Below are 25,168 nucleotides of genomic sequence, written 5' to 3'. Positions count from 1 at the left end.
CCAAAGTCAATCGCGGGGTTGACTCTGTCCTGCCATCGGGCCTACAATCGCAGGCGGCCAAATGGAAAAGCTGGTTCTCTTCGCGGGAAACTCGTGCCGGGCACTGGCCGAGCGGATCGCGCGTTACCTGAGTGTGCCGCTCGGGGACAGCGAGGTCACGCGGTTTCCTGACGGCGAGGTCCAGGCCGAAATCCGGGAAAGCGTTCGCGGCGCGGACGTCTATATCATCCAGTCCACCTCCACCCCCGTCAATGAGAACCTGATGGAGCTGATGGTCATGGCCGATGCCCTCAAGCGGGCCAGCGCGGGACGCATCACCGCGGTGCTCCCGTATTTCGGGTATGCCCGACAGGACCGGATCGTCGCCCCACGCGCCCCGATCTCCGCACGTTTGGTGGCGAATCTCATGACGGCCTCCGGCATCGATCACGTGCTTGCCTTGGATCTGCATTCAGGCCAGATCCAGGGGTTTTTCGACATTCCGTGCGACAATCTTTTTGCCACTCCCGTCTTGCTCGACTACATCCGGCGGAGTTTTGAGACGAGGGATCTCGTAATCGTATCGCCCGACGCGGGCGGCGCTCAGAGGGCTCGCGTATATGCGAAACACCTCCAAGTGCCTTTGGCGATCGTGGACAAGCGGCGCGAGAGGCCCGGCGAGGCCCAGGTGATGCACGTGATCGGGGACGTGGCGGAGCGCACGGCCATCATGCTCGATGACATGGTGGACACGGCCGGGACCCTCGCCCAGGGCGCAGAGGCGATGATGACCAACGGAGCCAAGGCCGTGTACGCGTGCGCCACCCATCCGGTCCTCTCCTACCCGGCGGTGGATCGGATCGAGAAGTCTCCCCTGAAGGAATTGATCGTGACGGACTCGGTCCCTCTGCGGGAATCCGGCGCCGTTTCGAAGAAGATCAAGGTGCTCAGCGTGGCGCCGCTCCTCGGAGCGGCCATCAAGCGGATTCACCTCAACGAATCCCTCAGCGACCTGTACAACTAAGCCAATCCGTGCTACATAAGGCGCCCTGACGATGGAATCGAATGTCCCCCTCGCGTTAAAGGCCAAGCCCCGCGCTCAGGCCGGAAAGGGCGCCCTGCGCAAGGTGCGCCGGGAGGGATTCGTCCCGGCCATTCTCTACGGTCCCGAGACGAAACCCTCGACGATCTCGGTGTCCAACCACGAGATGAAAATGTTGCTCCAAAGAGGGGTGTCCACGCACAATCCCATCGAGCTCCGGATCGAGAACGGCGCGGTCTCCTCGCGACGAGTGCTGATTCGGGACATCAACTACGACCCCGTTTGGGGGGACCTCGTCCACATCGATTTCTACGAAATTCCAAAGAATCGGCCCATTGAGGTGCTGATTCCGATCCAGACGAAGGGAGTGCCCGTGGGGGTTGCGGACGGTGGCGTGATGCAATGGCCGATCCGAAAACTTTTGGTGGAATGCCGGCCGGACGCCATACCGGGTGTCATTGAGATCGACGTGACCCCTTTGGCGAAAGGGGACTCGCTCCATGCGTCCGATCTCCCGCTTCCGGCGGGCGTCAGGTTGGCGGAGCGGAAGAACCCCACCATTGTCACCGTGCTGATGCCGAAGGAAGAGGAGGCCCTCAAGAAGCCCGAAGAGGTCGCGGCGGTGGCCGCGGAGGGAGCGCCCGCGGTGGGAGGAGCACCGGCTGCCGCGGCTCCAACGGCGGGTGCGGAAGCGCCGGCCAAGGGTGGGGAGAAGGCGGCGGCGGGGAAAGCCGCACCGGCGAAGGCACCGGCTGCCGGAAAGGCCGCCACGGCGGGCAAGCCCGCGGCGGCAGGGAAGGCCGCAGGCGAGAAGCCGGCCAAGGGGAAATAGGAAAGCCCTCAGCTCTCAGTCCGTCTCAGGCGGATCCGTTTTCAGCGCGAGGTTCTTTCCGGGGAGATCAGGCCCTCAGCAGGCCGACAATCCACAGCGCGTAGCAAAGGACGAATGCTCCGCTCCAGCCGAGGGCGCGCCGACGTCGGAGCTTTCCGGATTCCTCCATGGCGAACCAGATGAACCCGAACACGCATCCGATCCAGCCGAAGAACCCACTCACCGCCACAATCGACCAGAAAACGTCCGGCGCATAGTCTTTCTTCAGGAGTTTGTAGTGCTCTTCTTTCCGCTGTTCGAAACTCTTGCGTTTGTCATCTTCTGAGTAGGGCGGTTCCATGGCCATGAGGGTTGAAATTTTTCCATCGCATCTCTCAATCCATTCCGGATACGGAGTGTAGGTGCTTCGGACGGCGTAGAGAGCGGAGCGGAGTTTCTCGTAGGACTTGCGGGCGTACAACCGCTCGCCCGCCGCCTCCATTCGCTCTCCGATTTCCCAAAGTTTCTCCAGAGAACGCGGCACGTAGCCCACGCGCGGGACGTACCACTTGATGGCCCGCTCGTAGTGATCCATCGCGTCGTCCCACGCGAGCTCCCATTCGGCTCGCTGCTCCTCGGTGGTTCCCATTTCCACCTTTTGGGCCTTGGCGTAGGCCTCGCCGGCTTTCCTGAACTCGATTCGCCCTTCCACGTACACCTTGACGGCAAAGGCGCCGATGGTGAACGCGATGAGGAACAGGATTTGGAGAATTCTACGACGCATGAGTGGGTGATGGAGTGGATGTCGCCGGTGGTGCGGTGGTGGCCGGTGCGGGGGGCGCGACGGGCGCCGGGGGCTTGGGAGCCGGTTTCGCGGCGGCTGCTTTGGCCGCGCGTTCCCGAGTTTCCCGGACCTGTCGGTCGCTCACGAATTTGAAAAGGAGGCCGTTGATCTCCGGGACGGGCAGTTCGAATTCCTTTGTGAAGAATATCGATCCTGTGGGACAGGGCTCCACGCACAAACCGCAGAACATGCACTTGCCGATGTCGATATCGAACCGGACCGGATCGCGCAGCTTGGTGGTGTCCTCCCCATCCATGGCCTTCACGACGCGCTTTTCCGTTTTCACGTCGTCGATGACGATACAACTGATGGGACAGGCCGTTTCACAGATCCGGCAGGAGATACAGCTCGGGATGTCGACGGTCAGGAAGCCGCGGTACCGCGCGGCCATCGGTGAAAGGAACTGAGTGTAGTCTTTCTCCAGGCGGCCGAGAACCTCGGAAAAATAGTCGCGCGCCCACTGGGAGGCGGAAGATCCTTTGATGTCGGCGTCGGGGTATTCGATCGTCACGGGTGTCCGCACAAAGTTTCTCCACGTGATCGCCATGCCCTTGAGGGTGGAGGACACGGCATCGTAGATGTTCTGGACATATTCACGCATCAAAGAAGCCCTCCCAAGAGGCCAAGGACTCCCCGGCCTCCGAAGGCCGCGGTCCACGCCGCGGAGCCGATCACGCAGACGAACGATATCGGCACCAGATATTTCCAGCAGACGCTCATGAGCTGGTCCACGCGCAGGCGGGGCAAGGTCCACCGAAGCCAGATGGTGAGGAAGACGACGGCCCCGGCCTTCACCATTACCCAGAAAGGACCCGGAAGGATGTCCCTACCGAACGCGTGGAGTGCGGTCCAGCCGCCCAGGAAAAGGGTGGCGGAGACGACGCCGGTCAAAACGACGTTGGCCCACTCCGAAAGGAAGAACGTGGCGAACCGGAAACCGCTGTACTCCGTGTTGTAACCGGCCACCAGCTCGGTTTCCGCCTCGGGGATGTCGAAGGGGGTGCGGTTTATTTCCGCCAGTGAGGCGATGTAGAAAACGAAGAAACTGACAAAGAGAAACGGGTCGTGAAAGATGTACCAGTTCGTGACGCCAAGCCATCCTCCCGATTGCTCGGTGACGATGGACTGCATGCTGAGCGAACCGGCCGAGATGACCACGGCCAGCACGGCGAGTCCGCGGGGAACTTCATAGCTCACGAGTTGCGCCGCGGAACGGAAGCACCCGTACACGGACCACTTGTTGTTGGAGGACCAGCCGGCCATGACGATTCCGATGACGACGATGGAAGAAATGGCCAGGAGGTAGAAAATGCCGAGATTCAAGTCATAAATGATGAGGGACCGGCCGAAGGGGAGAACGGCGACCGTGAGAAACATCGCGCAGAAAATAATGTACGGCGCGAGGCGGAAGAGGAGGCCATCCGCTGCCGGCGGAATGAAATCCTCCTTCAGGATGAGCTTGATGCCATCTGCCAGCCATTGGAGGAAGCCGGCGGGGCCGACCCGGTTCGGTCCGATGCGGGCCTGCATTCGTCCGGCGATCCTGCGCTCGGCCCAACTCAGGACCCCACCGGCGACGGCGACAAGCGTGACAGCAATGGCGCCAAGAACGCCGAGGTAGGCAATCACCCAGAGCGTGCGGCTCACGCCGGTCTGTGCCGTCAGGGCATCCAGCCACGGATGGTGCGGTACCCCGCCGGTCAGGCCGACCACGATGGGAGGCAGCACAAGGCGGGGTGCGAGCCAGACCACTAGCGGTCGACCTCCGGGGCCACTACGTCCAGGCTGGCGATGATCGCCACGAGGTCGGCCACCATCCATCCTTTGGCGATGAAAGGGATGGCGTTCATGGCCGAGAAAGAGCCGGTGCGGATCTTGCACCGGTAGGCTTTTTCCGTGCCGTCACTCATGAGGAAGTATCCCATTTCTCCCCTCGGGGCCTCCGTGCGCACGTACACCTCGCCCGGCGGCGGCTTCAGTTTCTTTTTCGTCTTGGCCCGGAACTCGCCCGGCTCGATCCGGTCGAGGCACTGGCGGATGATCCGGATGCTCTCGATCATCTCGCGGATGCGGACGATGTACCGGTCGAAGCAGTCGCCCACGGTTCCGGCCTCGCCCCGTCCCACGGGAACGTCGAACTCCAGCTCGGGGTAGACCGAGTACGGCTCGTCTTTGCGGAGATCAAAATTCACTCCGCAGGCCCGGAGATTGGGTCCGACCAGGCCGAAGTTGATCGCGTCATCAGCCGTAATTGCACCCACGTTGGCCAGGCGCTCCACGTAGATCTTGTTCCCGGTGAGGAGCTGGTTGAACTCCTGGAACTTCGGGGCGATATAGTCGAGGAACTCCCGGGTCCGGTCCAGAAAGGCCTGCGGGGCGTCCAGGGATACGCCGCCGATCCAGATATAACTGTACGTCAATCTCGCGCCGCACAGCATTTCGAAAAGGTCGTTGATTCTTTCCCGATCGCGCACGGCGTGAAGGAACGGCGTGGTGGCGCCCACGTCCATCCCCATGGCGCCGACGGCGATGAGGTGGCTGGAAATTCGGTTGAGTTCGCAGGCGATGACTCTCAAGAGTTCTGCGCGCCGCGGGATTTCCAGTCCGGCGAGGCGTTCGACCGCCAGGCAGTAGGCCCAGTTCGAATTCATTCCGGAGATGTAGTCTACCCGGTCCGTGTACGGCACGAATTCGAGGTAGGGCACTTTCTCGCAGATTTTTTCGATGGAGCGATGGAGGTAACCGACGTCGGGGATGACTTCTTCGATGATTTCACCGTCCGCCTTGAGCACGAAGCGGAGGACCCCGTGCGTGCTCGGATGGTGCGGCCCCATGTTGAGGACGACTTCTTCAGTGCGGAGCGCCATCTTCAGGCCACCTTTTTCGGCTCCTCCGCAGGGGCCGCTGTAGGATACTTCCGGGGCGTGTCCATCCCCAGATATCGCTCGGGTTCCTGGTAGTCCTTTCGCAGAGGATGGCCGACCCAATCCTCCGGCATCATGAGCCGGCGAAGATCGGGGTGGCCGTCGAATACGATTCCGAGAAGGTCAAACGCCTCGCGTTCGAACCAATCCGCTCCCCTCCAGAGGCCGGACACGGTTGGAACGTGAGCATCGGTCTTGGGGACGAACGTCTTGACCACGATGGCATGGCGATGCTTGTAGGAGAAGAGGTGATACACACCGGCGAGTTCGTTCGGGTAGTCCACGCCGCTCAGGCACATCAGCGCATCGAAAGACAACTCCGGATTGTCGTGAAGAGTGCGGGCGACCTCGGCCAGATCCTGGGGACGGATCTTGATCCAGGGCTGCTTCGCGTCCGTCTGCACTTCCAGCACGGCATCGGGAAACTTGGCCTTCAATCGCTCAGCGATGTCCGGTGCCTTCATCCCACCACCTGGAACCGCCTCGGGACGAGGCGCTGACGCGCCTGCTTCAGGTGGTGGGGCCATAACCTTTGTCGTCAAAGAACTTCCGTTCAAAGGCTTTCCTGGCCTTTGCCGGGCCTTCGCCGGGCGCGATCGACTTCAGCCAGTTCAGATCTCCGCACCGCCAGAGATAGATGAGCCCCACGAAGAGAATGCCGAGAAAGACGGCCAACTCGGTGAAGACGAGCCATCCGCGACCGTCGGCCTGCCACTGCCGGAAGATCACACCGACCGGAAATGTCACCGCCATCTCCACGTCGAAGATGAGAAAAATCAGGGCAAAAATATAGAACCGGATATTGAAGCCGATCCACCCCGTGCCCACGGGAATTTCTCCGCATTCGTAGGCCAGGGCCTTACCACGGGAAAGCTTGCGCGGTTGGACGAGTCGCCCCACCAGGATGTTGACGAAGACAAAGGCCACCCCCACAAGGAGGAGGGCCAGGACATGCGCGTAACCAAGTTGAATGTTCATGGACGTCCGTTTCGATTGTAGAAGGTCTCCAGGGCGCATGCAACGAAGCCCCTCGTGGTTTCCGCGGTCAACTGCAGGGCGGCGCGAGTTTCACGATCGAAATCCTCTGCGCCCTTTCTGGTTTTCCCGACGAGGCCAAGAAACTCTGATTCGGTCATACGGCGCTTCTGGCCCGTCTTGAATGCCGGGCCCAGGAAGGGGACGGAGAGTTGCATGAGCCGGCGGCCGCGGGGGGCGTTGTCCGACGCGATGTCTTGGACGAGGCGATCGGCTTTGCACTCTTTCCGGGAGGATGCCCCTCGGAGGGCGGAGGTGTAGCGGAGCACGCCTCCTTGGATTTCGGCGATCAGTTGGTTGGCCACAAACGTCTCATAAGCGAGGTGATAGTTTGTCGTGGCCTCGATCGTGCCGGCGAGGATGTCTCCCTTGACCAGGAAATCGAGTGAGGTTTGGCCGGTGTGATACGGCTGCCCCACATCCTGGATATAGTGGAGTGCCCGCGCCATGTTTCTCCAGAACCAGTACGCGTCGCCGCGCGCCAGCGCCCGGTGGGCTTGCTCGACGAAGTGTTTCGCGCGCTTCGGTGGCTCGCCTTGATTGAGGAATGCGTAGGGGACATGAAACGTCCCGGCTGGATACAAGATGTGCCGGTAGCCCTGGCTTCCGCCTTGGAGCTTTTGAGCGAAGTCCAATTTGAGGCCCTTGTCCATTCCCCAATCGGGTTCGGAGGAAAACTCGATGAGAATGCGTCGAGGGGTGATTGTGCCTCCGAGCGGCTCGCCGATCAGTCCCACCGGGCTTGTATCGGTCACGTCGGCCGGCTGGAATCCCTCGGGCTTGGGGACGGCTTGGTACGGTGGGACGTAGACGGGACTCAGGGACGGGTCCGACTCTGAGAGCGGGGTGACGGTGGCGGTTGGGAGGTCTGTCAGTTCCCGGACGGATTCGAGTGAGAGGCGAGTGATGTGGTCATGGCGGCTCCACGCGAAAACGGAGGATGCGTACGCGGTGAGGAAGAGGCAGAGAAACAGGGGCGCCCGGGTCAACAATCTCACCGCACCCCCTATGCGCGGAAGGGGGCGGCGAGGCTGGGACGGGCCACCGTCAGGTGCGTTTTCGCGCGACGAGATAAGCCGCGAGCAGGACTCCGACCGCTCCGGAGACCAAGTAGAGAAGAAGCGACGGAATCTCGGAAGACGTCAAATGCGACGTGGTGGCCAGTTGAACGATTCGAAAGATACTCATGATCAACTCCTCTTAATGGCCCGACCTAATCACAGGCCCCGGCAAAAGGCAAGCGGGAGAAATACCTGTCGTACGCGCAGAGGTCCATCGTTGACGACGAGAAGGGGTCGGCGCATACTTTCCATATGGGAAGAAGACGGAACGGGCGGAGAAAAGCAGCGACCGCGCAAAACACAAGGCCACTCGATTCACTCACAAGGGCCCTGACCTACGAGAACAAGTGGGTTGTCGCCCATTTCGGCGATCTCGTCAAACAATATCCCCACAAGATCGTTGCCGTGGTGGATCATGCCGTCGCTGGCGTCGGAGCGACGGCTGACGAAGCCATTTCAACTGCCGAGAAAAAACATCCTTCTGCCATTCCCCTCCTGGTCTCGGTTCCGTCTGAAGAGGATATCAAGTGCTTCGTATTGCTTTCCCGTACGCCAAGCTTGGCTCCGATTCGCATCCGGTAGTCCCCATCGGCATCCACCTCGCTGGGAAGTGGCGGACCGCCCATGTCTACGTGGACTCTGGCGCAGCCTACACCGTCCTGTCGGCGAATCTTGCCCCGGCGGAATTCGACTATCGGAGAGGGAGGGTGCGTCACTCGCGCTCCGCGACTGGCCATGAACTCCTGCTCTTTGTCCACGATCTTGAAATCCAACTGGGTCCAGACCGATTTGCCGCGCCCATCGCTATTTCTCCGGATCTTCATGCCGGATTCAACCTCCTTGGCCGGAAGGGGTTTTTCAACCGGTACAAGGTCGAGTTCGACGACCGGAAAGGGATCGTGTCGTTCGGATGAGCGGAATGCGCCCACCCTTCGGCCCTTTGCCGCCCGCCGTTCCTTGCTCTCTTGGTGGAATAGGTATTGCCTTGCAAATGGCTTGGTCAAAAGACCGTAGGTAGCCCATCAGGATGGAAGTGGCAGTTTTCAGGAATCGGCTCATCGGTTTTTTTGACATCTTGGGATTTGGTCAGAGCCTGTGTAATGAGTCGCTTCCGAATCTCCACGCCCGGTTCGGCAAATTCGTTGACTTCGCTAATGCCCACGTGTTCAGTTCACAAACCTCTTCCCGGGATGGCACGGGGAAGGACGTGCGGTCGAATTTCGAGAAGACCCTCATCGCTTTCGACTCGATTCTTCTTGTTTCGCAACACGTAGAAGACGTCAAGAACATTGGGAATTTCATATTTGCCTGTTTACTTCTGTTGGAACGAGCTTTTCAAGATCGATTTCCTCTGCGTGGTTGCATCGGACTTGGCGATTTTCTCGATGACCCTGATCGAAGGGTGTTCCTTTCTTCAGCGCTTCCCGGGCTACTCTCAGGCGAGAAGCGGCAAAAGTGGACGGGCGCATACCTAACGGCTGAAGCGAGCGCTTTGGCGCTACCCGGATTGTTTGGAAAAACTGAGGCGAGAACCCGCAATAGCCCGCTCGTTGCGTACGCCATACCGGTTGAGAACTCGGGTGATGAAGAACGGTGGTGTTTGAATTGGCCCTGTTTCGTTGATGAATCCATTCTCCAGGAAAACCTTCAGTTCTTGGAAGCTGAGAAGCTTGCGAACACCAAAGCTTTTCTTGACCACATAGGAGGCTTGCCCGATGATACTCGCCCCTTGGATGGATCGATGGCGCCGGCGGTACGGGCAAAGGTCATGGCCATCCGAAGCGGATTCCGAATAAAGTTCCTTGATGCGGCCGGCCGTGGAGTAGACCCGCCCGGGGGGTTCTCATTTGTCGCTGTCGGGACTCCCTAACCGACGTTGTTGTATTCGCGGGCGCGGAAGCGGACGCCGAGTTCGTCCTCTACGATCCGCCGGCAGGCTTCGACATTGACACCCGGCACGGTCACGACGGTGGCTTGGACATCGGGAATCCATACCTTGGCTTCTCGAATGAATTCCTTGACGGCAGGGTAGGCGATTCCCTCGTACTTTGAAGGGCAGAGCCGGGCATACTCTTCCGGATTCGAGGCATTCAGGCTGATGGACACACTGTCAATCAATCCTTTCAGTTCGGGGAGAATGTTTCGCCCGTGGACGAGATTGCCGAGGCCGTCGGTGTCCAACCGGACTTTCACGCCTTTCGCCTTGAGTGCTCTCGCCGTGTCTTTGAGCGCATCCATCCGCAGCGTGGATTCGCCAAATCCGCAGAAAACGACTTCCTGAACGCCCGCGAGGTCGCCGATCTCGGAGAGGATGGTGGACGCGTCCGGCTCGCGTGAGAGCTTGAGATAGTGCCCCTTGACCATGAAATCGTCGAACTTGGGGCAGAACACGCACGAGATCGTGCACTTGTTGGTGATATTCAAGTAGACCGAGTCCCGGATCCGGTAGGCGATTTTCGGGTGGAGATCGATTTGCTTTGGCCACGCCTTGGACCGACCATCGGCTGTGCGGACCGCGTCCTCGGCGATCCGGAACACGCGGCGGGTGTTGACGCAGGTGATCCGGGCGACGTCATGAATCGCCAGCGATTTCAGATCGGCTAGAACCTGCGCGGTGTGCGGGAGAAAGGCCGGCTCATTTTCCTTTCCTCTGTGGGGCACCGGTGCAAGATACGGGGCATCGGTTTCGATGAGGATTCGTTCGATCGGGATCTTCCGGGCGGCTTCCCTCAGCGAGTCCGCCTTGGGGAAGGTTAAGATTCCTGAGAATGAAATGCAGAAGCCCAGATCGAGGAAGCTTTTGGCATCGTTGTAGGTTCCCGTGAAACAGTGGATGACGCCGCCGACTTCGTCAGCGTGCCCGACTTGCATCAGTTCCCGTGCTTCGCCGAATGCTTCGCGGATGTGGACGACGATGGGCTTGCGGACCTTCCGGGCGAGCGCAAGTTGCCTTTCGAAGCAGGCCTGTTGAACATCCCTGGGTGAGAGGTTGTAGTGGAAATCGAGCCCGATTTCTCCGATCGCCGCCACTTTGCCGTCCCCGGCCCACTCGGTCAGGCGGTCCTCCAGATCGGCGGGGGCGTCCTTCGCCTCATGCGGGTGAACTCCAACCGTGGCGAAAACATCCGGCTCCCCCCGGGCGAATTCGACGGCCTCGGCGCTGTCGGCAAGTGTGGTCCCAGGCACCACCATGAGATGAACGTTCTGTGCGCGGGCGCGGGCCAGAATGCCGGCCCGATCTTCGGGCTTGAACATCACGAGGTGGGTGTGGGAGTCGGCCAGAGCGGAATCGTGGCTCGTGGCTCGTGGCTCGTGGCTCGTGGCTACTTGACCTTCCACCCCGGCTTCACCTCCCGGTCGAAGCTGACCAGCGTGAGGGCGTCGCCTTCGCTGGCCGCAAGCACCATCCCTTGCGATTCCACGCCCATGATTTTCGCCGGTTTGAGATTGGTGACGACCACGACTTTCTTGCCGACCACGTCCGCCGCCGTGTAAACGTGCTTGATGCCCGCCACCACCTGCCGCTGTTCGTTTCCAAGATCAACCTGGAGCTTGATGAGTCTTTTCGAATTAGGCACTTCTTCGGCGCTCAGGATGACACCGGAGCGGAGTTCGATCTTTTGAAATTCCTCGATGCCGAGGAGGTTGTCGGTTGCTTCCACTTTGTTCTCCTTTGGCTTTTCGGGGAGCAGGTCGATCCGCTCGACGAGGTGCTTCCCCTTTTCAATCTTACATCCGTTTTCGAGAGGATACTTGCTCTCCAGATTCGAGAAGGCCGAATCGGCGGGCCGACTGGCGGCGTCGAAGAAATCCCGGCCCGCGATTTGTTGACCGATGGCCTGCGATGTGTGCGGCATGAACGGCTGGATGAAGATCGCCACGTGGCGCAGGGTCTCCAACAGTTCAATAAGGACGGGCGTGCCGCTCTCCTTGCCTTTCAATTCCCAGGGCCGAGTCCGGTCGACGTAACCGTTGGCCTCCCGGAGCAGCTCCCACGTCGCTTCCAGCGCGCCCTGGAGGTTCAAAGTTTGGAGCGCCTCCTGCCATTTCTTCCGCATTCTCTCCCGCTTGACGAGAAGTTGCGTACCCAATTCTCCCAGGGCGGCCGGATTGTGGTTGAGCGGCCCACGGATGGTTCCCGCCGGGAAATGCTGCACGGCCACACTCACCACCCGACTCAAAAGATTTCCGAGGTCGTTCGCCAGATCGCCATTGAGACGGGCTTCCAGGAGCCGGTTGGAGTAGTTGCCGTCCTGTCCGAAAGGCACTTCCCTGAAGAGGAAATATCGGAAGGGGTCCACGCCGTATTTCGCCGTGACCTCGAAAGGGTCGATCACGTTGCCCAGCGACTTGCTCATCTTCTGACCGTCGATCGTCCACCAGCCGTGAGCGAACACCGACTGCGGCGGCGGGAATCCGGCCGATTTCAGAAACGCGAACCAGTAGACCGTGTGGAAGCGGAGGATGTCCTTTCCGACGAGATGGACACTTGCGGGCCAAGACGATTCACGGCCCGGCGTGTAGTGACTGGCGGTAAGGTAATTGATGAGGGCGTCGAACCAGACATAAATGACGTGCTTCGGATCGCCGGGGACGGGGATGCCCCAGGAAAAATCCGTGCGGCTGATGCTCAAGTCCTTCAGTTCCTCGGATTGGAGGAATCCCAGGACCTCGTTGCGTCGTGACTCAGGAAGGATCGAGCCGGGGTTGTTCTTGAAATAGTCGAGCAGCCAACTTCGGTACTTCCCCAACTTGAAGAAGTAGCTTGGCTGTTTGAGCTTCTCGGTCCGGCGTTTGCAAGTTGGACACAACAGGATCGGTTCCTGAGGCTCAGCGATCATCGCGCCCGTCGTCGGGCTAATCCCCCCGCTCTGAAGAGTTCCAGCGAGGACAAGCTCCTTCTCCGTCCAGAACGTTTCGCACGGCGTGCAATACCACCCCTCGTAGTCGCCGAGGAAGATGTCGCCGTTCTTTCTTGCGCGATCCCAGAATTCCGCCACGGCATGGTAGTGCTCCATGTCCGTGGTCCGGATGAAATGGTCGTTGGAGATGTTGAGCGTCTTCCAAAGTTCCTTGAAACGAACGTGGACGTCATCCGCAAGGTGCCGGGCGTTCTTTCCCTGCTTCGCGGCAGCGTGTTCCACTTTTTTCCCGTGCTCGTCCGTTCCGGTGAGGAAGAAGACATCATCCCCAATCATCCGGTGATAGCGGGCGAGGATATCTGCGGCGACGGTGGTGTAGGCGTGTCCGATGTGTGGCACGTCGTTGACGTAATAGATCGGCGTAGTGACGAAGAACTTGGCCACGGTTTGGAGAAGTGTTTAGGAGACCGTTTTCCGGGGAGGGTTGCGATCGCGTTTGGGTCCATTGCCCCCCCCGCTTCGATCTGGGGGTGACGAGAGGGGGGGTGGAGCGGACTTTGCATTGCTACGGACCCAGGGCCGGGACCGGAGCTCGTTCTCGATCTCGTCGAGCGGAATTTCATAGCGTTTGTCTTCGTCGTCCACCACCATCACCGTTCCCCGAACGGGATTGTGCCCGATCACGGTCGCCCGACCGTTTGAGCACCGCCCGCTGCACACGCCTTGACCGCATCGGGGCGCCCGCGCGTCGAATTCCCGATAGGTGTCGATCTCGTAGAGCAGGCAGCATTTGAGCCGGCCGCAGTGGCCGTGGAGTTTGGAAAGATTGTGAGTGAGGTTCTGTTCTTTCACGGCATCGAGGGTGATGGAATGGAAGTCCTGCCGCCATTGGCTGCAACACGTGGGCCGCCCGCAGGTTCCGAGGGCGGGCCAATGAGCGGAGGCCTGGCGTGCCCCCACCTGCTTGAGCTCCACCCGCGATCGGAGGCGCTCCGCCAGATCGCGGACGAGGCCTCGGAAATCCACGCGATCGTCGGAAATAAAGAAGATGAGGACCTTGTGCCGGTCAATCCGCACATGAGCCCGGATGGGACGCATGGGGAGCCCCCGCTGGAGCATTTCCTCCCGCGAGACTTCGATGGCCTCATCCTCCAGTTCCCGGTTTTCCTGGAGCGTCCGCAGATCGAAGTCGGTCAGCCTCCGCACCACCCGGCCGATCGGCTCGCGGTCGAAGAGGAGAGGGAGGGGACCGCGGACGATCTTGCCCACGTCCATCCCTCCGTCATGCTCGAAGACCACCCTCTGCTGCACCCTGACATCCAATCGGCCGCAGGAGAAGAGGCCGGACCCTTCCATGTGGCGGAGCTCAACGGCGCACGGCCCTGTCCAATTCCCATCGCTCGATTCCGTGTGTTCCGCGGAGCATCCTGTAGGGGAGCAGCCTTGGCTGCTCCCTCCTGTGGGAGGACCTGAAGGTCCTCCCCTACGGAGAATCTCAGGCGTTGGTAGGGGAGCAACTCCCGGATGGGGTGAGGGGTTCATCGGTTCAATTCCACCTGGAGCGCCTGGTCGGCCATGAGCCGGCGGACGACCGAGTAGACTCGTCGGCCCAATTCGCGAGGGGAGGCGTCCGTCCCCTTGTTCAGGTAGGCGGACGGGCGGCACTTGTCCAGTACGGCCTTGAATTTTTCGTCGATTACCTTGGCGGTGAAGAAGAGAATGGGGGTCGGGCGCTGCGCGGCGAACTTTTTCTCGATTTCACGAACGGTGAGCGCGGCCTGGATGCCGCTGAGAACCGGCATCTGGACATCGAGGATGGCCAGGTCAACCCGTTTCTTGTCCCGAAGGAGTTCCGTCATTTTGCTGATGAATTCCATGCCATTCTCGCACGCGACCGTAGCCTCCGCAATTTTCGTCCCGGAGAGAACCGTTTCAATGACACGCCGCACGCCGGGGGAGTCTTCGGCGAAGATGACGCACGTCATCGGGTGGATGCCCTCTTCCGCTCCTTCGACGGTATTGGGGAGGGTCAGGCCGCAATTTCCGCAACGCGGTGTTTCCGAACCGCGCCACAGGATGGTCATGACGGGCACGTTGCCGCCGCAACTCGGGCAGTAGGCCGTCTGGGAGGGGAGCGGCATTGAGGTGATACTAGACCGAAGCCGGGATGCTGTAAACCCAGGATGCGGATCCTTGTCCATCCGGATGCACGGAGCTCCTTGCGCCGGGATGGGGGATAACGTAGCGTAGGCTTTCCCGTGGCCCCGCACCGAATTGCCTCCGCAACGATTCTTCTGGTCTCGTTCTTGGTTTCTCTGATGGCCGGTTTGAACGTATTGGGGTTGGAATCCGGGGGCTCCTTCCGCTGGCGCTTTGTGGTGGCCGGCCACCCGCTGGACACGGGGTCGTACGGGATGAAAGCCTATGAGACGGATACGGCGGCCGACCGTGCATCCGCCCGGCCGACCATGATTCACGAGCCGCTGTATCCGATATTGTTGAGTCTTGTTCTCAATTCGACCGGGTCCGACTACCGGGCAGTTGTAGTCGTCCACGCACTGCTGCACACGTTGACCACTCTCCTGGTGTTCCTGGCTGCCCGACGGCTCGGATCGGTGCGCCTGGCGCATGCTGCAGCCGCGCTCGCGGCCTTGGATCCGACTTTGATAACTTCCGTCGGCCGTCCAGCGGAGGAGAATCTCTCCGCACTCATCTTTTCAGCCGTGGCCTGGTTCATGGTGCGGTTTTACCCCGTGGGCCGGGGGTGGCAAGCGGTTGCGCTGGGAGGAGGGATGGCATTGCTTTCCCTATCCCGCGTTCAAGGAGTCGGACTCACGATTATCGTGGCCGTCTTTGCGGCCCTATTCCTCTGGCGTGAACGAGGGGCGAAAGTGATGATCCGGCAAACGGCCCTGTTCGCCGGCATATGGGTCGTCGTGATTTCTCCATGGGTGTACAGGAACTGGAAGGTGTTCGGCGGAGTTCGGGTGGGCCCCTCGCGAGTGATGTGGACTCTGTGTGAGAAGACCGCCGTCCTGCGCGACCCCTTTGCCTACAAGGATCTTCTTCCGTACGCGGTCAGCCTGTATTCAACGAGGCTTTCGGGAAAGCTTTTCCCGCGCGCGGACTCGTTCCGGGATCAAAAATCGGTCCGATACTGTTCGGAGGCGAGAGGTCGAGCGATGTTGGCGCGAACGGATGAGCTCTATGCGGAGCGTGTGCTGCGAGAGATGACGGTGGAATGGATCACCAATAATCCCCTCAAGTATTTCTTGATAACCCTGGTCACGCCGGTGTCGTTCTTGGATCTTGAGCTTGAGGCACTTTCATTGGACCATGCGGCGCTGGACCGGGCAGTCAGGCCATGGGTCCGGACGATCATGGACGCCTTCCTGAGGTTCTACTCTGCTGTTATTTGGCTGATGGTCGTTGTGGGGGCCGTACGATTGACCCGGCGACCCTCACGCGAGGGAATTGCTCTGGTCGTCCTCGTGGCGGGCTATCTCATCCCTCACGTGTTCACCCGGGTCCATGGCCATTTTTTCGTCACGGTGTTGCCTTCGCTTCTTCTTCTTGGCGTGCATGCCCTTCCGGGATGGGTTCGCCGATGATCTGACATGACCTGAAGCCACGAACAAGCCTGCCATCCGATCGCGTCCGGATCGATCCTTCCGCCGTTTCGGGATCTTCATCGGCGAGTTCGACATCATTCTCGACGATCTGGACAAGGTGGGTGGAAGCTCCCCGCCGGTCGTATGCACGTTCATGGCGAACGCTCTCTTCCTGGTACGGGGAACCGTGGTATGGAACGATGAGGTCGACTATTCGAGCGTGGGCCGAGAACCGGCTTCCGGAGGTGTGTTGCGGACGTTTTATTGGGGGGGATTGCCGGGTGGAGACGCGCATTGCTCTTTCAGCGCCCCGCTCTTCCGATTTTCCTGTCCGGCGTTGATCGTTCTTTTGAATTCGGAATCGTTCAGACTCGGCTTGTGCCGCTCATCTTTGCGGCGCTGTCGGTTGGCCTGCATTACGCGCTGGCGGCCCGATGATTTGAGAGCAGGACCCATGCCTTGTGGGCGGCGCTGTTCCTCATTTGTCATCCGCTCTTCATCTGGTCTGCTCGAAGCGGACGTCCGGATGCCCTCTTGTCCTTCCTCGGCCTGGCGCTTCTGGGCTGCGTTGCGAAGACTCGGGAGAGCGCAAGCGAGCGAAGCCTGAAGAAGTGGGCGTGGCTGGCGGGAATCATGGGTGGGCTGGCTTTCCTGGCGTATCCGACGGGCATTTCCTTCCAGGCCGTCACTACGGCGTACCTTTTCGGGGCTTCTTTCCGGAAGGGAAGTCCGTGAGGACACCGTCCCCGCGCTTCGAGGACTGGCACGTGGGCGGAAGAGGATTTGAACCTCCACGGGTTTCCCCATACGGTCCTGAGCCGTACGCGTCTGCCATTCCGCCATCCGCCCGTGGCCGCTGAGTATAGACGGCATCCTATCCCTTGGAAAGCCGTCGGTCGGCCTCGGAGATTTCCTCACGCCGCCGGACGAGTTTCAGCCATCCAGCCCATTCACCCCATCGGTGACCCGCGCTCTGCACGAGGTTGGCCCAGAAGAACGGAATCAGGTCTCTCCACCCTCGATGGATTTGTTGAGGACGGCCCACGTAGCTGAGGAAGAAACGGGGGAATGTTGCCAGGTCGATGAGGGAACCCAGCACCAGCTTTCCCCCAAAGCGGATGGCCAGGCCCGCCGGCGCACGGCCCTCTACAAAGAAATGCGTGAACGCCGCGCCCCGGCCCCGGCTCACCCTCTGAGCCCAAAAGGCCGATAAGGTTGCAGGGGCGACATGGGGCACAACGATGGATTTGTCGATGACCTTCTTGAATCTTGCACAAAGAGCCCTCCCGAAGACCGCATCCTCGCCGCCGCAACCCGGGATTCGTTCGGGGAAAAGCCCGACCTCGATAGCCGCCGGCTTCCGGCATGAGAAGCCTTCCGACCACACGATGGTCGGGTCGTGATCGTAGTTGTAATGATGTTGGGCCTCGAGAAAACGTGGGTAAACCCTGGATTGGTTGGAGACCTCGGATTCCACGAGGACCAGATCGGCGCCGGCCCCGTAGTGCGTGGAAATCCGGCGGAGGAAATCCGGGGGCGGGGAGACATCGGCGTTGAGGATGACGACCACGTCGCCCGAAGACGCCCTGATCCCCGTGTTCCGGGCCGAGGCCACGCCTCGATTCGAAGAATGCGCCAGCACCACGAGATTTCGGTTCCTGCGGCCGTAATCCTTCAGCATCTGTGCCGTGCCGTCCGTCGAGGCGTCATCGACGACCAGGACTTCCGTCATCGGCCAGTCCTGTCCCAGCGCGGCATCGAGCGAGAGCCGGACATCCTCCCCTTCATTGTAGCAAGGGATCACGATCGAAAACTTCAGCGCAGACATGTTGGAGAAGGATTATCAAAATCGGCGCTCGAAGTCGCCCCCACCCCGAATGAGCGGCGATGGTCAGGGCACCTCCATTCCTGCTATACATCATCCACCATGTCTGTACGGAGGCGAGTCGATGGGGGGCGAGGGTGAAAGCGGACGAATCAGCCCGGCGGCCCCGGATCACCGTTTCCACGCTGGGGAAGTTCATTCTCTTGTACCTCGCCCAGGAATTGGAACGGAAAGGGCACCTTCACCGGCTGGTTACGAATCTCTACTCGGGGAGGCAACGATGGCTGAAGGCGTTTCGCAACGATCCCGAGAAGATCACGGCCGGCAGGTGCCGTGTGGCCCCTTGGGTTGAGGCCGCGCGATTGGGGCGCGCCTTGGGAAACCGGACCCTCTCTGAACGGATGACCCGGCTGTCCTGCGATCTTTTCGACCGGTGGGCGTCAAAGCAACTGGAAGGGACGGATGTCCTGCTGGTGCGCTCCCTCGCGGCGATGCGAAGCATGGTCCGCGCAACGGAAATGGGGGCGCGGACCGTGCTGTTCAGGGGCTCGGCGCACATTGAAACACAATACGCGCTCCTCAAGGAAGAGTACGAAAGGTGGGCTGTTCCCTTCGCCTTCGATCGGTACTGGGTTGAGAAGGAGACGGAAGAATATGATCGGGCCGATGCCGTCTTCGTTCTCTCGACGTTCTCGAAAAAGACCTTTCGAAAGCGCGGATTTCCCGATCGACGGCTGATCATCTCCAATCCCGGCGTGGATACCGATCTGTTTTCTCCCTCGGGAGGACCGGTGGGTGGGCGGGTGCTGTTTGCCGGAGGGATCGGTCTGGAGAAAGGAATTCCCTACCTGGCGGAGGCTGCGCTCAAGCTGGGGTTGAAGAGCGAGGATCTGCTGCTGGTTGGGGCGATGGATCCGGCGTGCGGAGAATTGGTTCGGAAGATGGGTGTCTCGTTCACGCATTTCCCGCCGGTTCCGCAGGAGAAGTTGCGTGACCTTTACCGGAGCAGTGCCGTCCTCGTGCTGCCCTCCGTCCAGGATGGATTCGGCATGGTCATCCTCGAAGCCATGGCTTGCGGATGCCCGGTGATTGCCTCGACACATACGGGCGGCCCGGATGTGATTCGCGACGGAGAGAACGGATATGTCGTTCCACCGAGAGATGCCGAGGCGCTGGCCGATCGGATCGAGAGGGTGCTTGGCTCGAAGGGAAATCGTTCCCGAATGAGCCGTGGGGCCCTCAAGACGGCCTTGATGTTCAGTTGGGCGGGTTCAGCCGAGAGGCTGCTGTCGGGGTGCAAGAAGCTTGCCGGGGATCGAGGATGAGGGGGGGACTATCCGGGCTTGGTCAGGATCAGCGTGTCCGTAAGACCATCGGAAGTCCATTCGGGGCTCCAATTTTCCACTTGGTGAAATACGGTTTTCCACATGGGGGATTCGTAGCCCTCACGCCGGGAGCCCGGACAACGACTTTCATTCGGGACGAACCAATGGATGTCGTCGATGATGAGGGTGCCGCCGCCCTTCAGTTTTCGAAGGGCTGCTGCCGCGCAGTGGTCCCGGAACACACCGTCGACAAGAACGAAATCCAGCGATCCGTCCTCCAGTTCGTCGAGTACTCGGGTGTAGTCTGTTGATGTTCTCAATCGCAAATCGACGTTTTCCATTCCGCTCTTCCTGATCCGATCTCCGACTCTTCCGTACCATAGGGGGTCGTGTTCGACGCTGGTCAGGGAACCCACCCGGCGGCCAAACCAGAGGGTGCTTCCGCCCGCCCCGAATTCCAGCCCCCGATCCCGGGGCGCGAGTCGGCTTTCCAGAATTCGAACCGCGTGTCTCGTCAGCCACGGTGATCCCGGATGAAGGAGCCGGTAGAAGCCTGCCAGCGACCGGTCCCAGATGTACCTCGGCGTCCAATGATTCACGTTCTTTCCGAGGAGTGACTGGAGAAGGCCGGTCCGTTCAGCCCTCATGGGTGCGTGCCCTACCGTTTGAAGAACCTTTTGACCGTCGCCGGCGTTGGAAAAGGCACGGGGAACCGACCGTAATGAATTCTTTTCAGCGGTATGTAGATCATCGCTCCGAGAAATTGACGAAAACGTGAGATGCCCCTTTCTCGGAGGTAGTCCTTGAGAGGGTGGTCCGCGTACTGAAGTCCGATTCGAACGCCGTTTGCGTCCCGTTCCTGAGTCTTGCGGCCTGGATGTTCGGTAAACCAGGCCAGATACTCGTCCAGGTGGCGCGGCTTCTTGATTTTCTCCGTGACTCGATAGAACCAGTCCGTATCCAGACTGTATCGATTCTCCTTGAACCAGCCGATGGACTGCCGAATCTCCCGGCTCCAAAAACAGGCCTCCGGGAAGAGAGAACCGGAAGCATAAAGAACATACCGGCGTGGATGGATGTTCGGCAGCCGGTTCCTGCGGACGACGCGCCCATCCACGTTCTTCTCGACCTGATTGCCATAGATGAAATCGCAGCCCTGAAGCCGGCTCTCCGCCACCCGCCTGAACGCCCCCGGAAGGTAACCGTCATCGGAGTTCTGGTAGCCTTCGATGTCCCCCGTCGAACGCCGCAATCCCTTGTTGATGGCATCGGCCTGACCTTGGTCCGTTTCACTGACCCAACCGCTGAGGAACGGTTCATATTTCCGTATGATCTCGACGGTCGCGTCCGTGGATCCGCCATCCATGATGAAATACTCGGTATTTGGATATCGCTGCAAAAGAACCGAGCGGATGGTGGCCTCGATGAAACGCCCCTGGTTCAGCGATGGAGTGACCACGGTGATTCTGGGCCAGCGGCCACCGAGGGTTGGAGTCTCCGGGACGGCGTCGGACTCCTCCGTCCAAGGCCAGCCGGTCTTGCCTGCCGGAGGCGCAGGGAGATCCGCGAGGGAAAGAGCCCGCATGAGCACCGGACAACCATATCAACCCTTCCCAGGTGCCTCAACCCGGTGCGAGTGGCGCTACCGAAGGACGGTGGGTTGAGTGAGGGCATTGAATGGGCAACCGGTTCCCTTCCATATATGCTCATGCCCATGAAATGGATGCGCTTCGGCCGATTTCATTACCCATTTTCGGGGCGGGTCGCCCGGATACGGCTTTTCCGGAGGTAGTTGAGGCGGAGGATGGCGGTGATGGATTCCCTTCTGCATGTGGCACTGGCCACGAGTCTCATCGTCGCTCTCGCTGCAAGTGTACGGCCCGTTGTTTGCCGCCTTCATCTGGGAGATTCGATCTTGGAAGAAGGCGTGATTTCAGCGGGAGCGGCTCTTGCGATTCTTTCCTGGATCGCGAGCGTGGCATGTCTGCTCGGTCTCTTTCGGCCGGCATTCGCCTGGGGAGTGTGGGGCGTTTCGCTCTTGGCGGCGGCCCGGCGTTGGCGAGAGCTAAAGACCGGGGGGAGCCGCGCGTGGACGGCCATCCGGCTGAAGTGGAGCGAAGCCGATGCGTGGGCGAGAAGTCTGGTGATTCTATGCGCGCTGTTGGCCATGGTCGCGCTCGTGATGGCGCTCGCACCGCCGGACAGCTCGGATGCGGGACAATATCACCTCGGTTTGGCCAAGCTTTACAGCGTGGTGGGGGGTTACGAACACCATCCGACCTGGTTGCGGTCCGGTTTCTCACTCAATGCGACGATGTTGTACGGGTTCGAAATATTGCTTCACCCTCGGGACAGCGTGGCCATGAGTTGGGCCCTATGGGCGCTGGAAGGTCTGGCTCTCATCGCCTACGGCAACCGCTGGTTTGGGAGGGGGGCCGGCTACTGGACCGTTCCGTTCTGGATGGCCGTTGCCGTAACCTATTCTCCGGCGTCCGGATACGCGGAGGGGTTTCTGACATTTCAGTGGATTCTGGCCGTGCACACGTTCGGCCTGTGGTTGGTGTCCGGGAATAAGTGTGGACTGCTTTTGTCAGCCCTCTTCATAGGCACCGCAGCGGGGACGAAACCCGCAGGTTTGGCGGCCCTGGGCTTGTGGCTGGCGCTTCTACCCCTTGCCTCTCGGGTGTGGCCGAAGGTTCGGCCGGCGCCCGCCTCGGCCGGACGTTCACTGGCCGCTGCCGCTGCCGTGGCCCTCATTGTGGCCTCCCCATGGTACGTGCGAAACTGGGTTTTCGAGCACAATCCCGTATTCCCCTCGCTTGCGTCCGTATTCGGCTCGGCTCGATTGAATGAGGTGGGGAACATGCCATGGGAACTCTGGAAAGGTATCGAACGAAGCTTCTTGGGGTTCATCCTTGCGCCCGTGAAGGCGGCCTGCGATCCCCCGGGGTGGCAAGGCAACACAACCGCATGGATGGAGTGGACGTATGGTCCATGGGCCGTCGCCTGCCTCCCGGCGTTCATCATCCTCCAGAGGCATGGGCGTGTGCTTTGGTTCTTGATCCTTTGGAGTCTGGCCCAAGTGTATCTCTGGTACCTTCCGAGTGGCGGGCATGGCAGACACCTGTACCCGTTCATTCAGACGGTCGCCCCCGCGGCCGGCGCTGTGGTGGTGTATCTTCGAGCGCGTTCGCCCCGGCTTCTCGCGGTTGCAAGTGTGCCCGCTCTGATCGCCGCCCTGCCGGTATGGGGTTTCACCTTGGCGAAAGGTGCCGTCTACGCTCCGGTAGTCCTGGGAATGGAGTCCCGCGAGTCATTTCTGATGGAGCGGATGCCCGATGCCTATCCCGTCATTTCCTACATCAATCGCTCGCTCCGCCCGCCGCAACGGGTCCTGCTCGTCGATGCGGGAATAGCCGGCTCCCTGCTCGATGTGCCGTGGATCTATGGGTTTCCCGGTTACATGCAGGTCAATTTCGATCCGAGGGACTGGAACACGTCCGACGATTTCTTCCGAAAGATGCGGGCATCCGGCATTACACACATCTGGATGAGGCCGGATATTTTCGGAGAGGGACCGCATGATACGAAAGCCGCCTATCAGCGGTTTCTGGATTGCTGCGCGGAAAAACTCTTCGAGACCAAGGCCATCGGGTTGTTTCGCGTGAATTTTCCGGCGGGGGGGGGAGGGTGAGCGCCTCTATGGCGAGAATCGCGCTCCGTATCGGCGCCGGCCTCTGGTTCGGAGCGGTCATGATTCTCTACATCCGGTTCGTGTATATGAACATCTTCACGTTCTTGCGGCACGCACCCGGTGTTGAACGCCTCTTGCCGGTCGTCCGTGTCTGGCTGGGGGGTTGAACGGATGCGCACGGGGAACCGAGTTCATACGAGACGGCCGATGCGGCCAACCTTTCAATCGCGGAGGTATTCCCTCCACCACAACTCGAGAAAAAGGAGGGTCCAGAGCACCGGCCAGTGGTCCTTCCGGCGCGAAACGTGCTCCTGAATGAGGCGTTGCACCGGATCCTTTGCCATCCACTCGCGTGAGACCAGCCGCCCGTTTCCCAAAGTATCTTCGAGGAAACCGCGGAGTTCGTTCCGGAACCATTCGCCTAGAGGCACCCCGAATCCCATTTTGCTCCGATGAAGAATTTCATCGGGTAGGATGTTCTTCAGTGCGCGCTTCAGAAGATACTTGGACGTGAGGCCGTGGAGTTTCAGGTTGGGTGGCACGGACGCCATCGTTTCAACAAGGAGGTGATCGAGGAACGGCGATCGCGCCTCGAGGGAGAAGGCCATCGATGCACGATCCATTTTCACGAGGAGCCCCCCGGGGAGTCCGAGAACCATGTTTAGATAAAGCACGGGGTCCACACCGCCCAACGTCCTGGCGATATCCACGGCGCCTTGGGAGATTTCCTGGGAATAAAGAGGACCGTTCCTGGGCCACGCCCGGCCGAAAAGGGGTTCCATCACCTCCGGCTGCGTCAAACCCATGGAGTACCGTTCCAGCGAATAGTGATGCGCATCCCGAGCCAGCGCGAGCAGGTTCTTCAACCGGGAGATGGCACTGCCTCGGCCTCCATCCGGGATGAATGCGGCCAGTTTCCCGAGCGAGCGTGAGCCGGGCCATGCATGGAGGAGTTTGGCCGCGGCGTACGCCTGGTATCCTCTATAGCCCGCAAACACTTCATCGCCTCCGTCGCCGTTCAGCACCACGGTCACGTGCTGTCGGGCCGTCTGTGAAACATAGAGCGTGGGGATCACGGAGGCATCGGCGATCGGATCCTCGTAGTGCTTCACCACTCGAGGGAGGATTTCCATCGGTTTCGGCTCCACCACGAATTCGTGGTGTTCCGTCGAGAACCGATCGGCCACGAGGCGGGCATATTTCCTCTCATCCCATTGGGCTTGGGGAAAACCGATGGTGTAGGTTTTTACGCGCCCCACGTGCTCGGCGGCAAACGCGGTGACGGCGCTTGAATCGATCCCCCCGCTCAGGAAAACGCCCAACGGAACGTCGCTCCGGAGGCGCATTCGCACGGCTTCCCGCAACCGGTCACGAACGATCTCTTCCCACTCCTGCACAGAGCGATTCGTTTTGTTGGCAAAATCGGGTTTCCAGTAGGTCTCGATGGAATGGCTGCCATTCTGCCGTACGGTCATGACGCATCCGGGGGGCAGTTTCTGGACGTTCTTGAATCCGGTTTTCGGCGGCGGCACAAACCCCAACGTTAAGTAGCATTCGAGTCCCTGCATGTCGGGTTCGGGTGTAAGATGACCGGAGGCGAGGATGGCTTTGGGTTCCGAACCAAAAAGGAGGCGGCCGTCCTTGATCGAGTAGTAAAGGGGTTTCTTGCCGGCCCGATCACGAGCGAGCAGAAGCACACCCTGACGGGCATCAAAGAGCGCGAGGGCAAACATGCCGCGCAGTTTGCTCAGGAAGTCCATCCCCCAGCGGCGGTAGCTCCCGAGGATCACCTCGGTGTCGGATTGGGTTCTGAACGCCTCGCCGCCTCGGGCCAACTCCTCCCTCAGCTCAACATAGTTGTAGATTTCACCGTTGAAGACGATCCACGCCTCGCCGAAACTGTCGGACATGGGTTGGTTGGCCTGTTCCGACAGGTCGATGATGGAGAGCCGTCGGTGGGCGAGGCCGATGCCGAAATGTTCATCGAGGTGGAAGCCCTCGGCATCCGGCCCCCGATGGCGGAGCGAGTCCGCCATCCGCCTCAAGACGTCCGTCGACGGAAGAGTTCGGTTGAAATTCCAGACACCGGCAATCCCGCACATGGTGCTGCTTCAGAAAATCCGGTTTCCCGGTGTCAGGAGATTGGAGGTGAAGG

The 25,168-nt window shown here is 60.3% G+C and carries 25 protein-coding genes and 1 tRNA gene; 8 read left to right on the top strand and 18 right to left on the bottom strand.

What is annotated here, in order from left to right; genetic code table 11:
* Positions 1-61: 61 nt before the first annotated feature.
* Both HYT87_07720 and HYT87_07715 read left to right on the top strand, forming a co-directional pair.
* Positions 62-1,003, top strand: a complete 942-nt coding sequence (locus tag HYT87_07720; protein MBI2059642.1) for a ribose-phosphate pyrophosphokinase — start codon at positions 62-64, stop codon at positions 1,001-1,003.
* Between the two features lie 31 nt (positions 1,004-1,034).
* Positions 1,035-1,853, top strand: a complete 819-nt coding sequence (locus tag HYT87_07715) for a 50S ribosomal protein L25 (GenBank protein ID MBI2059641.1) — start codon at positions 1,035-1,037, stop codon at positions 1,851-1,853.
* Positions 1,854-1,920: 67 nt separating this feature from the next.
* Here HYT87_07715 and HYT87_07710 read toward each other — a convergent pair whose 3' ends face one another.
* Genes HYT87_07710 through HYT87_07675 form a run of 8 tightly spaced genes read right to left on the bottom strand, consistent with a single transcriptional unit; the run spans position 1,921 to position 7,823 of the window.
* Positions 1,921-2,616, bottom strand: a complete 696-nt coding sequence (locus tag HYT87_07710; GenBank protein ID MBI2059640.1) for a hypothetical protein — start codon at positions 2,614-2,616, stop codon at positions 1,921-1,923.
* Positions 2,606-3,277, bottom strand: a complete 672-nt coding sequence (locus HYT87_07705; GenBank protein MBI2059639.1) for a 4Fe-4S dicluster domain-containing protein — start codon at positions 3,275-3,277, stop codon at positions 2,606-2,608. Before HYT87_07705 ends, HYT87_07710 begins: the two co-directional genes overlap by 11 nt.
* Positions 3,277-4,428, bottom strand: a complete 1,152-nt coding sequence (nuoH, locus tag HYT87_07700) for an NADH-quinone oxidoreductase subunit NuoH (protein ID MBI2059638.1) — start codon at positions 4,426-4,428, stop codon at positions 3,277-3,279. Before nuoH ends, HYT87_07705 begins: the two co-directional genes overlap by 1 nt.
* Positions 4,428-5,543, bottom strand: a complete 1,116-nt coding sequence (locus HYT87_07695; protein ID MBI2059637.1) for an NADH-quinone oxidoreductase subunit D — start codon at positions 5,541-5,543, stop codon at positions 4,428-4,430. Before HYT87_07695 ends, nuoH begins: the two co-directional genes overlap by 1 nt.
* Before the next feature lie 2 nt (positions 5,544-5,545).
* On the bottom strand, positions 5,546-6,064 hold the full coding sequence (locus HYT87_07690; protein MBI2059636.1) for an NADH-quinone oxidoreductase subunit C: 519 nt from the start codon (positions 6,062-6,064) through the stop codon (positions 5,546-5,548).
* A 46-nt stretch (positions 6,065-6,110) separates the two neighbouring features.
* Entirely contained in the window at positions 6,111-6,578 is a 468-nt protein-coding gene (locus tag HYT87_07685) for an NADH-quinone oxidoreductase subunit A (GenBank protein ID MBI2059635.1), read from the bottom strand.
* On the bottom strand, positions 6,575-7,633 hold the full coding sequence (locus HYT87_07680) for a hypothetical protein (protein ID MBI2059634.1): 1,059 nt from the start codon (positions 7,631-7,633) through the stop codon (positions 6,575-6,577). The genes HYT87_07685 and HYT87_07680 overlap by 4 nt, the downstream gene beginning before the upstream one ends.
* A 49-nt stretch (positions 7,634-7,682) precedes the next feature.
* The gene (locus HYT87_07675) at positions 7,683-7,823 is read right to left on the bottom strand and encodes a hypothetical protein (protein ID MBI2059633.1); all 141 of its coding nucleotides are present in this window, start codon (positions 7,821-7,823) and stop codon (positions 7,683-7,685) included.
* Between the two features lie 400 nt (positions 7,824-8,223).
* Between HYT87_07675 and HYT87_07670 the strand changes: the two genes are divergently transcribed.
* Entirely contained in the window at positions 8,224-8,610 is a 387-nt protein-coding gene (locus tag HYT87_07670) for a hypothetical protein (protein MBI2059632.1), read from the top strand.
* An 86-nt stretch (positions 8,611-8,696) separates the two neighbouring features.
* On the opposite strand, the gene HYT87_07665 is transcribed toward HYT87_07670, so the two are convergent.
* From HYT87_07665 to HYT87_07645, 5 genes are all read right to left on the bottom strand, one after another.
* Positions 8,697-8,858 (bottom strand): hypothetical protein, encoded by a 162-nt coding sequence (locus tag HYT87_07665; GenBank protein MBI2059631.1) that lies wholly within the window; start codon positions 8,856-8,858, stop codon positions 8,697-8,699.
* 704 nt (positions 8,859-9,562) lie between these two features.
* The gene (locus HYT87_07660; protein ID MBI2059630.1) at positions 9,563-11,035 is read right to left on the bottom strand and encodes a YchF/TatD family DNA exonuclease; all 1,473 of its coding nucleotides are present in this window, start codon (positions 11,033-11,035) and stop codon (positions 9,563-9,565) included.
* The gene (gene metG, locus HYT87_07655; GenBank protein MBI2059629.1) at positions 11,020-13,002 is read right to left on the bottom strand and encodes a methionine--tRNA ligase; all 1,983 of its coding nucleotides are present in this window, start codon (positions 13,000-13,002) and stop codon (positions 11,020-11,022) included. Before metG ends, HYT87_07660 begins: the two co-directional genes overlap by 16 nt.
* A 15-nt stretch (positions 13,003-13,017) precedes the next feature.
* Positions 13,018-13,914: a hypothetical protein gene (locus tag HYT87_07650; GenBank protein ID MBI2059628.1), complete on the bottom strand. Its 897-nt coding sequence runs from the start codon at positions 13,912-13,914 to the stop codon at positions 13,018-13,020.
* Between the two features lie 182 nt (positions 13,915-14,096).
* Entirely contained in the window at positions 14,097-14,699 is a 603-nt protein-coding gene (locus HYT87_07645) for a response regulator (GenBank protein ID MBI2059627.1), read from the bottom strand.
* Positions 14,700-14,816: 117 nt separating this feature from the next.
* Between HYT87_07645 and HYT87_07640 the strand changes: the two genes are divergently transcribed.
* Positions 14,817-16,169: a glycosyltransferase family 39 protein gene (locus tag HYT87_07640; GenBank protein ID MBI2059626.1), complete on the top strand. Its 1,353-nt coding sequence runs from the start codon at positions 14,817-14,819 to the stop codon at positions 16,167-16,169.
* 459 nt (positions 16,170-16,628) lie between these two features.
* The gene (locus HYT87_07635; GenBank protein MBI2059625.1) at positions 16,629-16,904 is read left to right on the top strand and encodes a glycosyltransferase family 39 protein; all 276 of its coding nucleotides are present in this window, start codon (positions 16,629-16,631) and stop codon (positions 16,902-16,904) included.
* Positions 16,905-16,937: 33 nt separating this feature from the next.
* Here the strand turns inward: HYT87_07635 and HYT87_07630 are convergent.
* Together HYT87_07630 and HYT87_07625 are read right to left on the bottom strand one after the other, a co-directional pair.
* Positions 16,938-17,018 (bottom strand) — tRNA-Leu (locus HYT87_07630).
* A 25-nt stretch (positions 17,019-17,043) separates the two neighbouring features.
* Positions 17,044-17,997, bottom strand: coding sequence for a glycosyltransferase family 2 protein (locus tag HYT87_07625; GenBank protein ID MBI2059624.1), 954 nt, complete (start codon positions 17,995-17,997; stop codon positions 17,044-17,046).
* A 59-nt stretch (positions 17,998-18,056) separates the two neighbouring features.
* Between HYT87_07625 and HYT87_07620 the strand changes: the two genes are divergently transcribed.
* A complete protein-coding gene (locus HYT87_07620; protein ID MBI2059623.1) occupies positions 18,057-19,319 on the top strand; it encodes a glycosyltransferase family 4 protein in 1,263 nt (420 codons plus the stop codon).
* An 8-nt stretch (positions 19,320-19,327) separates the two neighbouring features.
* Here the strand turns inward: HYT87_07620 and HYT87_07615 are convergent, their stop codons facing one another.
* Both HYT87_07615 and HYT87_07610 read right to left on the bottom strand, forming a co-directional pair.
* Entirely contained in the window at positions 19,328-19,966 is a 639-nt protein-coding gene (locus HYT87_07615; GenBank protein ID MBI2059622.1) for a class I SAM-dependent methyltransferase, read from the bottom strand.
* 11 nt (positions 19,967-19,977) lie between these two features.
* Positions 19,978-20,904: a glycosyltransferase gene (locus HYT87_07610; GenBank protein ID MBI2059621.1), complete on the bottom strand. Its 927-nt coding sequence runs from the start codon at positions 20,902-20,904 to the stop codon at positions 19,978-19,980.
* A gap of 228 nt (positions 20,905-21,132) precedes the next feature.
* Between HYT87_07610 and HYT87_07605 the strand changes: the two genes are divergently transcribed.
* Both HYT87_07605 and HYT87_07600 read left to right on the top strand, forming a co-directional pair.
* Complete coding sequence (locus HYT87_07605; GenBank protein MBI2059620.1) at positions 21,133-23,013, top strand: hypothetical protein; 1,881 nt, start codon at positions 21,133-21,135, stop codon at positions 23,011-23,013.
* Positions 23,014-23,021: 8 nt separating this feature from the next.
* The gene (locus HYT87_07600) at positions 23,022-23,180 is read left to right on the top strand and encodes a hypothetical protein (GenBank protein MBI2059619.1); all 159 of its coding nucleotides are present in this window, start codon (positions 23,022-23,024) and stop codon (positions 23,178-23,180) included.
* A gap of 54 nt (positions 23,181-23,234) precedes the next feature.
* On the opposite strand, the gene asnB is transcribed toward HYT87_07600, so the two are convergent.
* Positions 23,235-25,115 carry an asparagine synthase (glutamine-hydrolyzing) gene (asnB, locus tag HYT87_07595; GenBank protein ID MBI2059618.1) on the bottom strand — a complete coding sequence of 627 codons (1,881 nt, stop codon included), beginning with the start codon at positions 25,113-25,115 and terminating at the stop codon, positions 23,235-23,237.
* Positions 25,116-25,168: the final 53 nt, after the last annotated feature.

The sequence above is a fragment of the Nitrospirota bacterium genome (assembly GCA_016180645.1).
GTDB lineage: Bacteria > JACPQY01 > JACPQY01 > JACPQY01 > JACPQY01 > JACPAV01.
The sequence above is the reverse complement of the archived record's forward strand: the minus strand, read 5'-3'. Positions and strand labels throughout refer to the sequence as shown.

Bases quoted from the DNA above. Each gene is read 5' to 3' on its own strand.
- HYT87_07620 (MBI2059623.1), top strand. From the start codon at position 18,057: ATGGTCAGGGCACCTCCATTCCTGCTATACATCATCCACCATGTCTGT.
- HYT87_07645 (MBI2059627.1), bottom strand. From the start codon at position 14,699: ATGCCGCTCCCCTCCCAGACGGCCTACTGCCCGAGTTGCGGCGGCAAC.
- HYT87_07705 (MBI2059639.1), bottom strand. From the start codon at position 3,277: ATGCGTGAATATGTCCAGAACATCTACGATGCCGTGTCCTCCACCCTC.
- HYT87_07690 (MBI2059636.1), bottom strand. From the start codon at position 6,064: ATGAAGGCACCGGACATCGCTGAGCGATTGAAGGCCAAGTTTCCCGAT.
- HYT87_07605 (MBI2059620.1), top strand. From the start codon at position 21,133: ATGGATTCCCTTCTGCATGTGGCACTGGCCACGAGTCTCATCGTCGCT.
- HYT87_07625 (MBI2059624.1), bottom strand. From the start codon at position 17,997: ATGTCTGCGCTGAAGTTTTCGATCGTGATCCCTTGCTACAATGAAGGG.
- HYT87_07710 (MBI2059640.1), bottom strand. From the start codon at position 2,616: ATGCGTCGTAGAATTCTCCAAATCCTGTTCCTCATCGCGTTCACCATC.
- HYT87_07715 (MBI2059641.1), top strand. From the start codon at position 1,035: ATGGAATCGAATGTCCCCCTCGCGTTAAAGGCCAAGCCCCGCGCTCAG.
- HYT87_07650 (MBI2059628.1), bottom strand. From the start codon at position 13,914: ATGGAAGGGTCCGGCCTCTTCTCCTGCGGCCGATTGGATGTCAGGGTG.
- HYT87_07695 (MBI2059637.1), bottom strand. From the start codon at position 5,543: ATGGCGCTCCGCACTGAAGAAGTCGTCCTCAACATGGGGCCGCACCAT.
- HYT87_07720 (MBI2059642.1), top strand. From the start codon at position 62: ATGGAAAAGCTGGTTCTCTTCGCGGGAAACTCGTGCCGGGCACTGGCC.
- HYT87_07600 (MBI2059619.1), top strand. From the start codon at position 23,022: ATGGCGAGAATCGCGCTCCGTATCGGCGCCGGCCTCTGGTTCGGAGCG.
- HYT87_07615 (MBI2059622.1), bottom strand. From the start codon at position 19,966: ATGAGGGCTGAACGGACCGGCCTTCTCCAGTCACTCCTCGGAAAGAAC.
- HYT87_07685 (MBI2059635.1), bottom strand. From the start codon at position 6,578: ATGAACATTCAACTTGGTTACGCGCATGTCCTGGCCCTCCTCCTTGTG.
- HYT87_07675 (MBI2059633.1), bottom strand. From the start codon at position 7,823: ATGAGTATCTTTCGAATCGTTCAACTGGCCACCACGTCGCATTTGACG.
- HYT87_07610 (MBI2059621.1), bottom strand. From the start codon at position 20,904: ATGCGGGCTCTTTCCCTCGCGGATCTCCCTGCGCCTCCGGCAGGCAAG.
- asnB (MBI2059618.1), bottom strand. From the start codon at position 25,115: ATGTGCGGGATTGCCGGTGTCTGGAATTTCAACCGAACTCTTCCGTCG.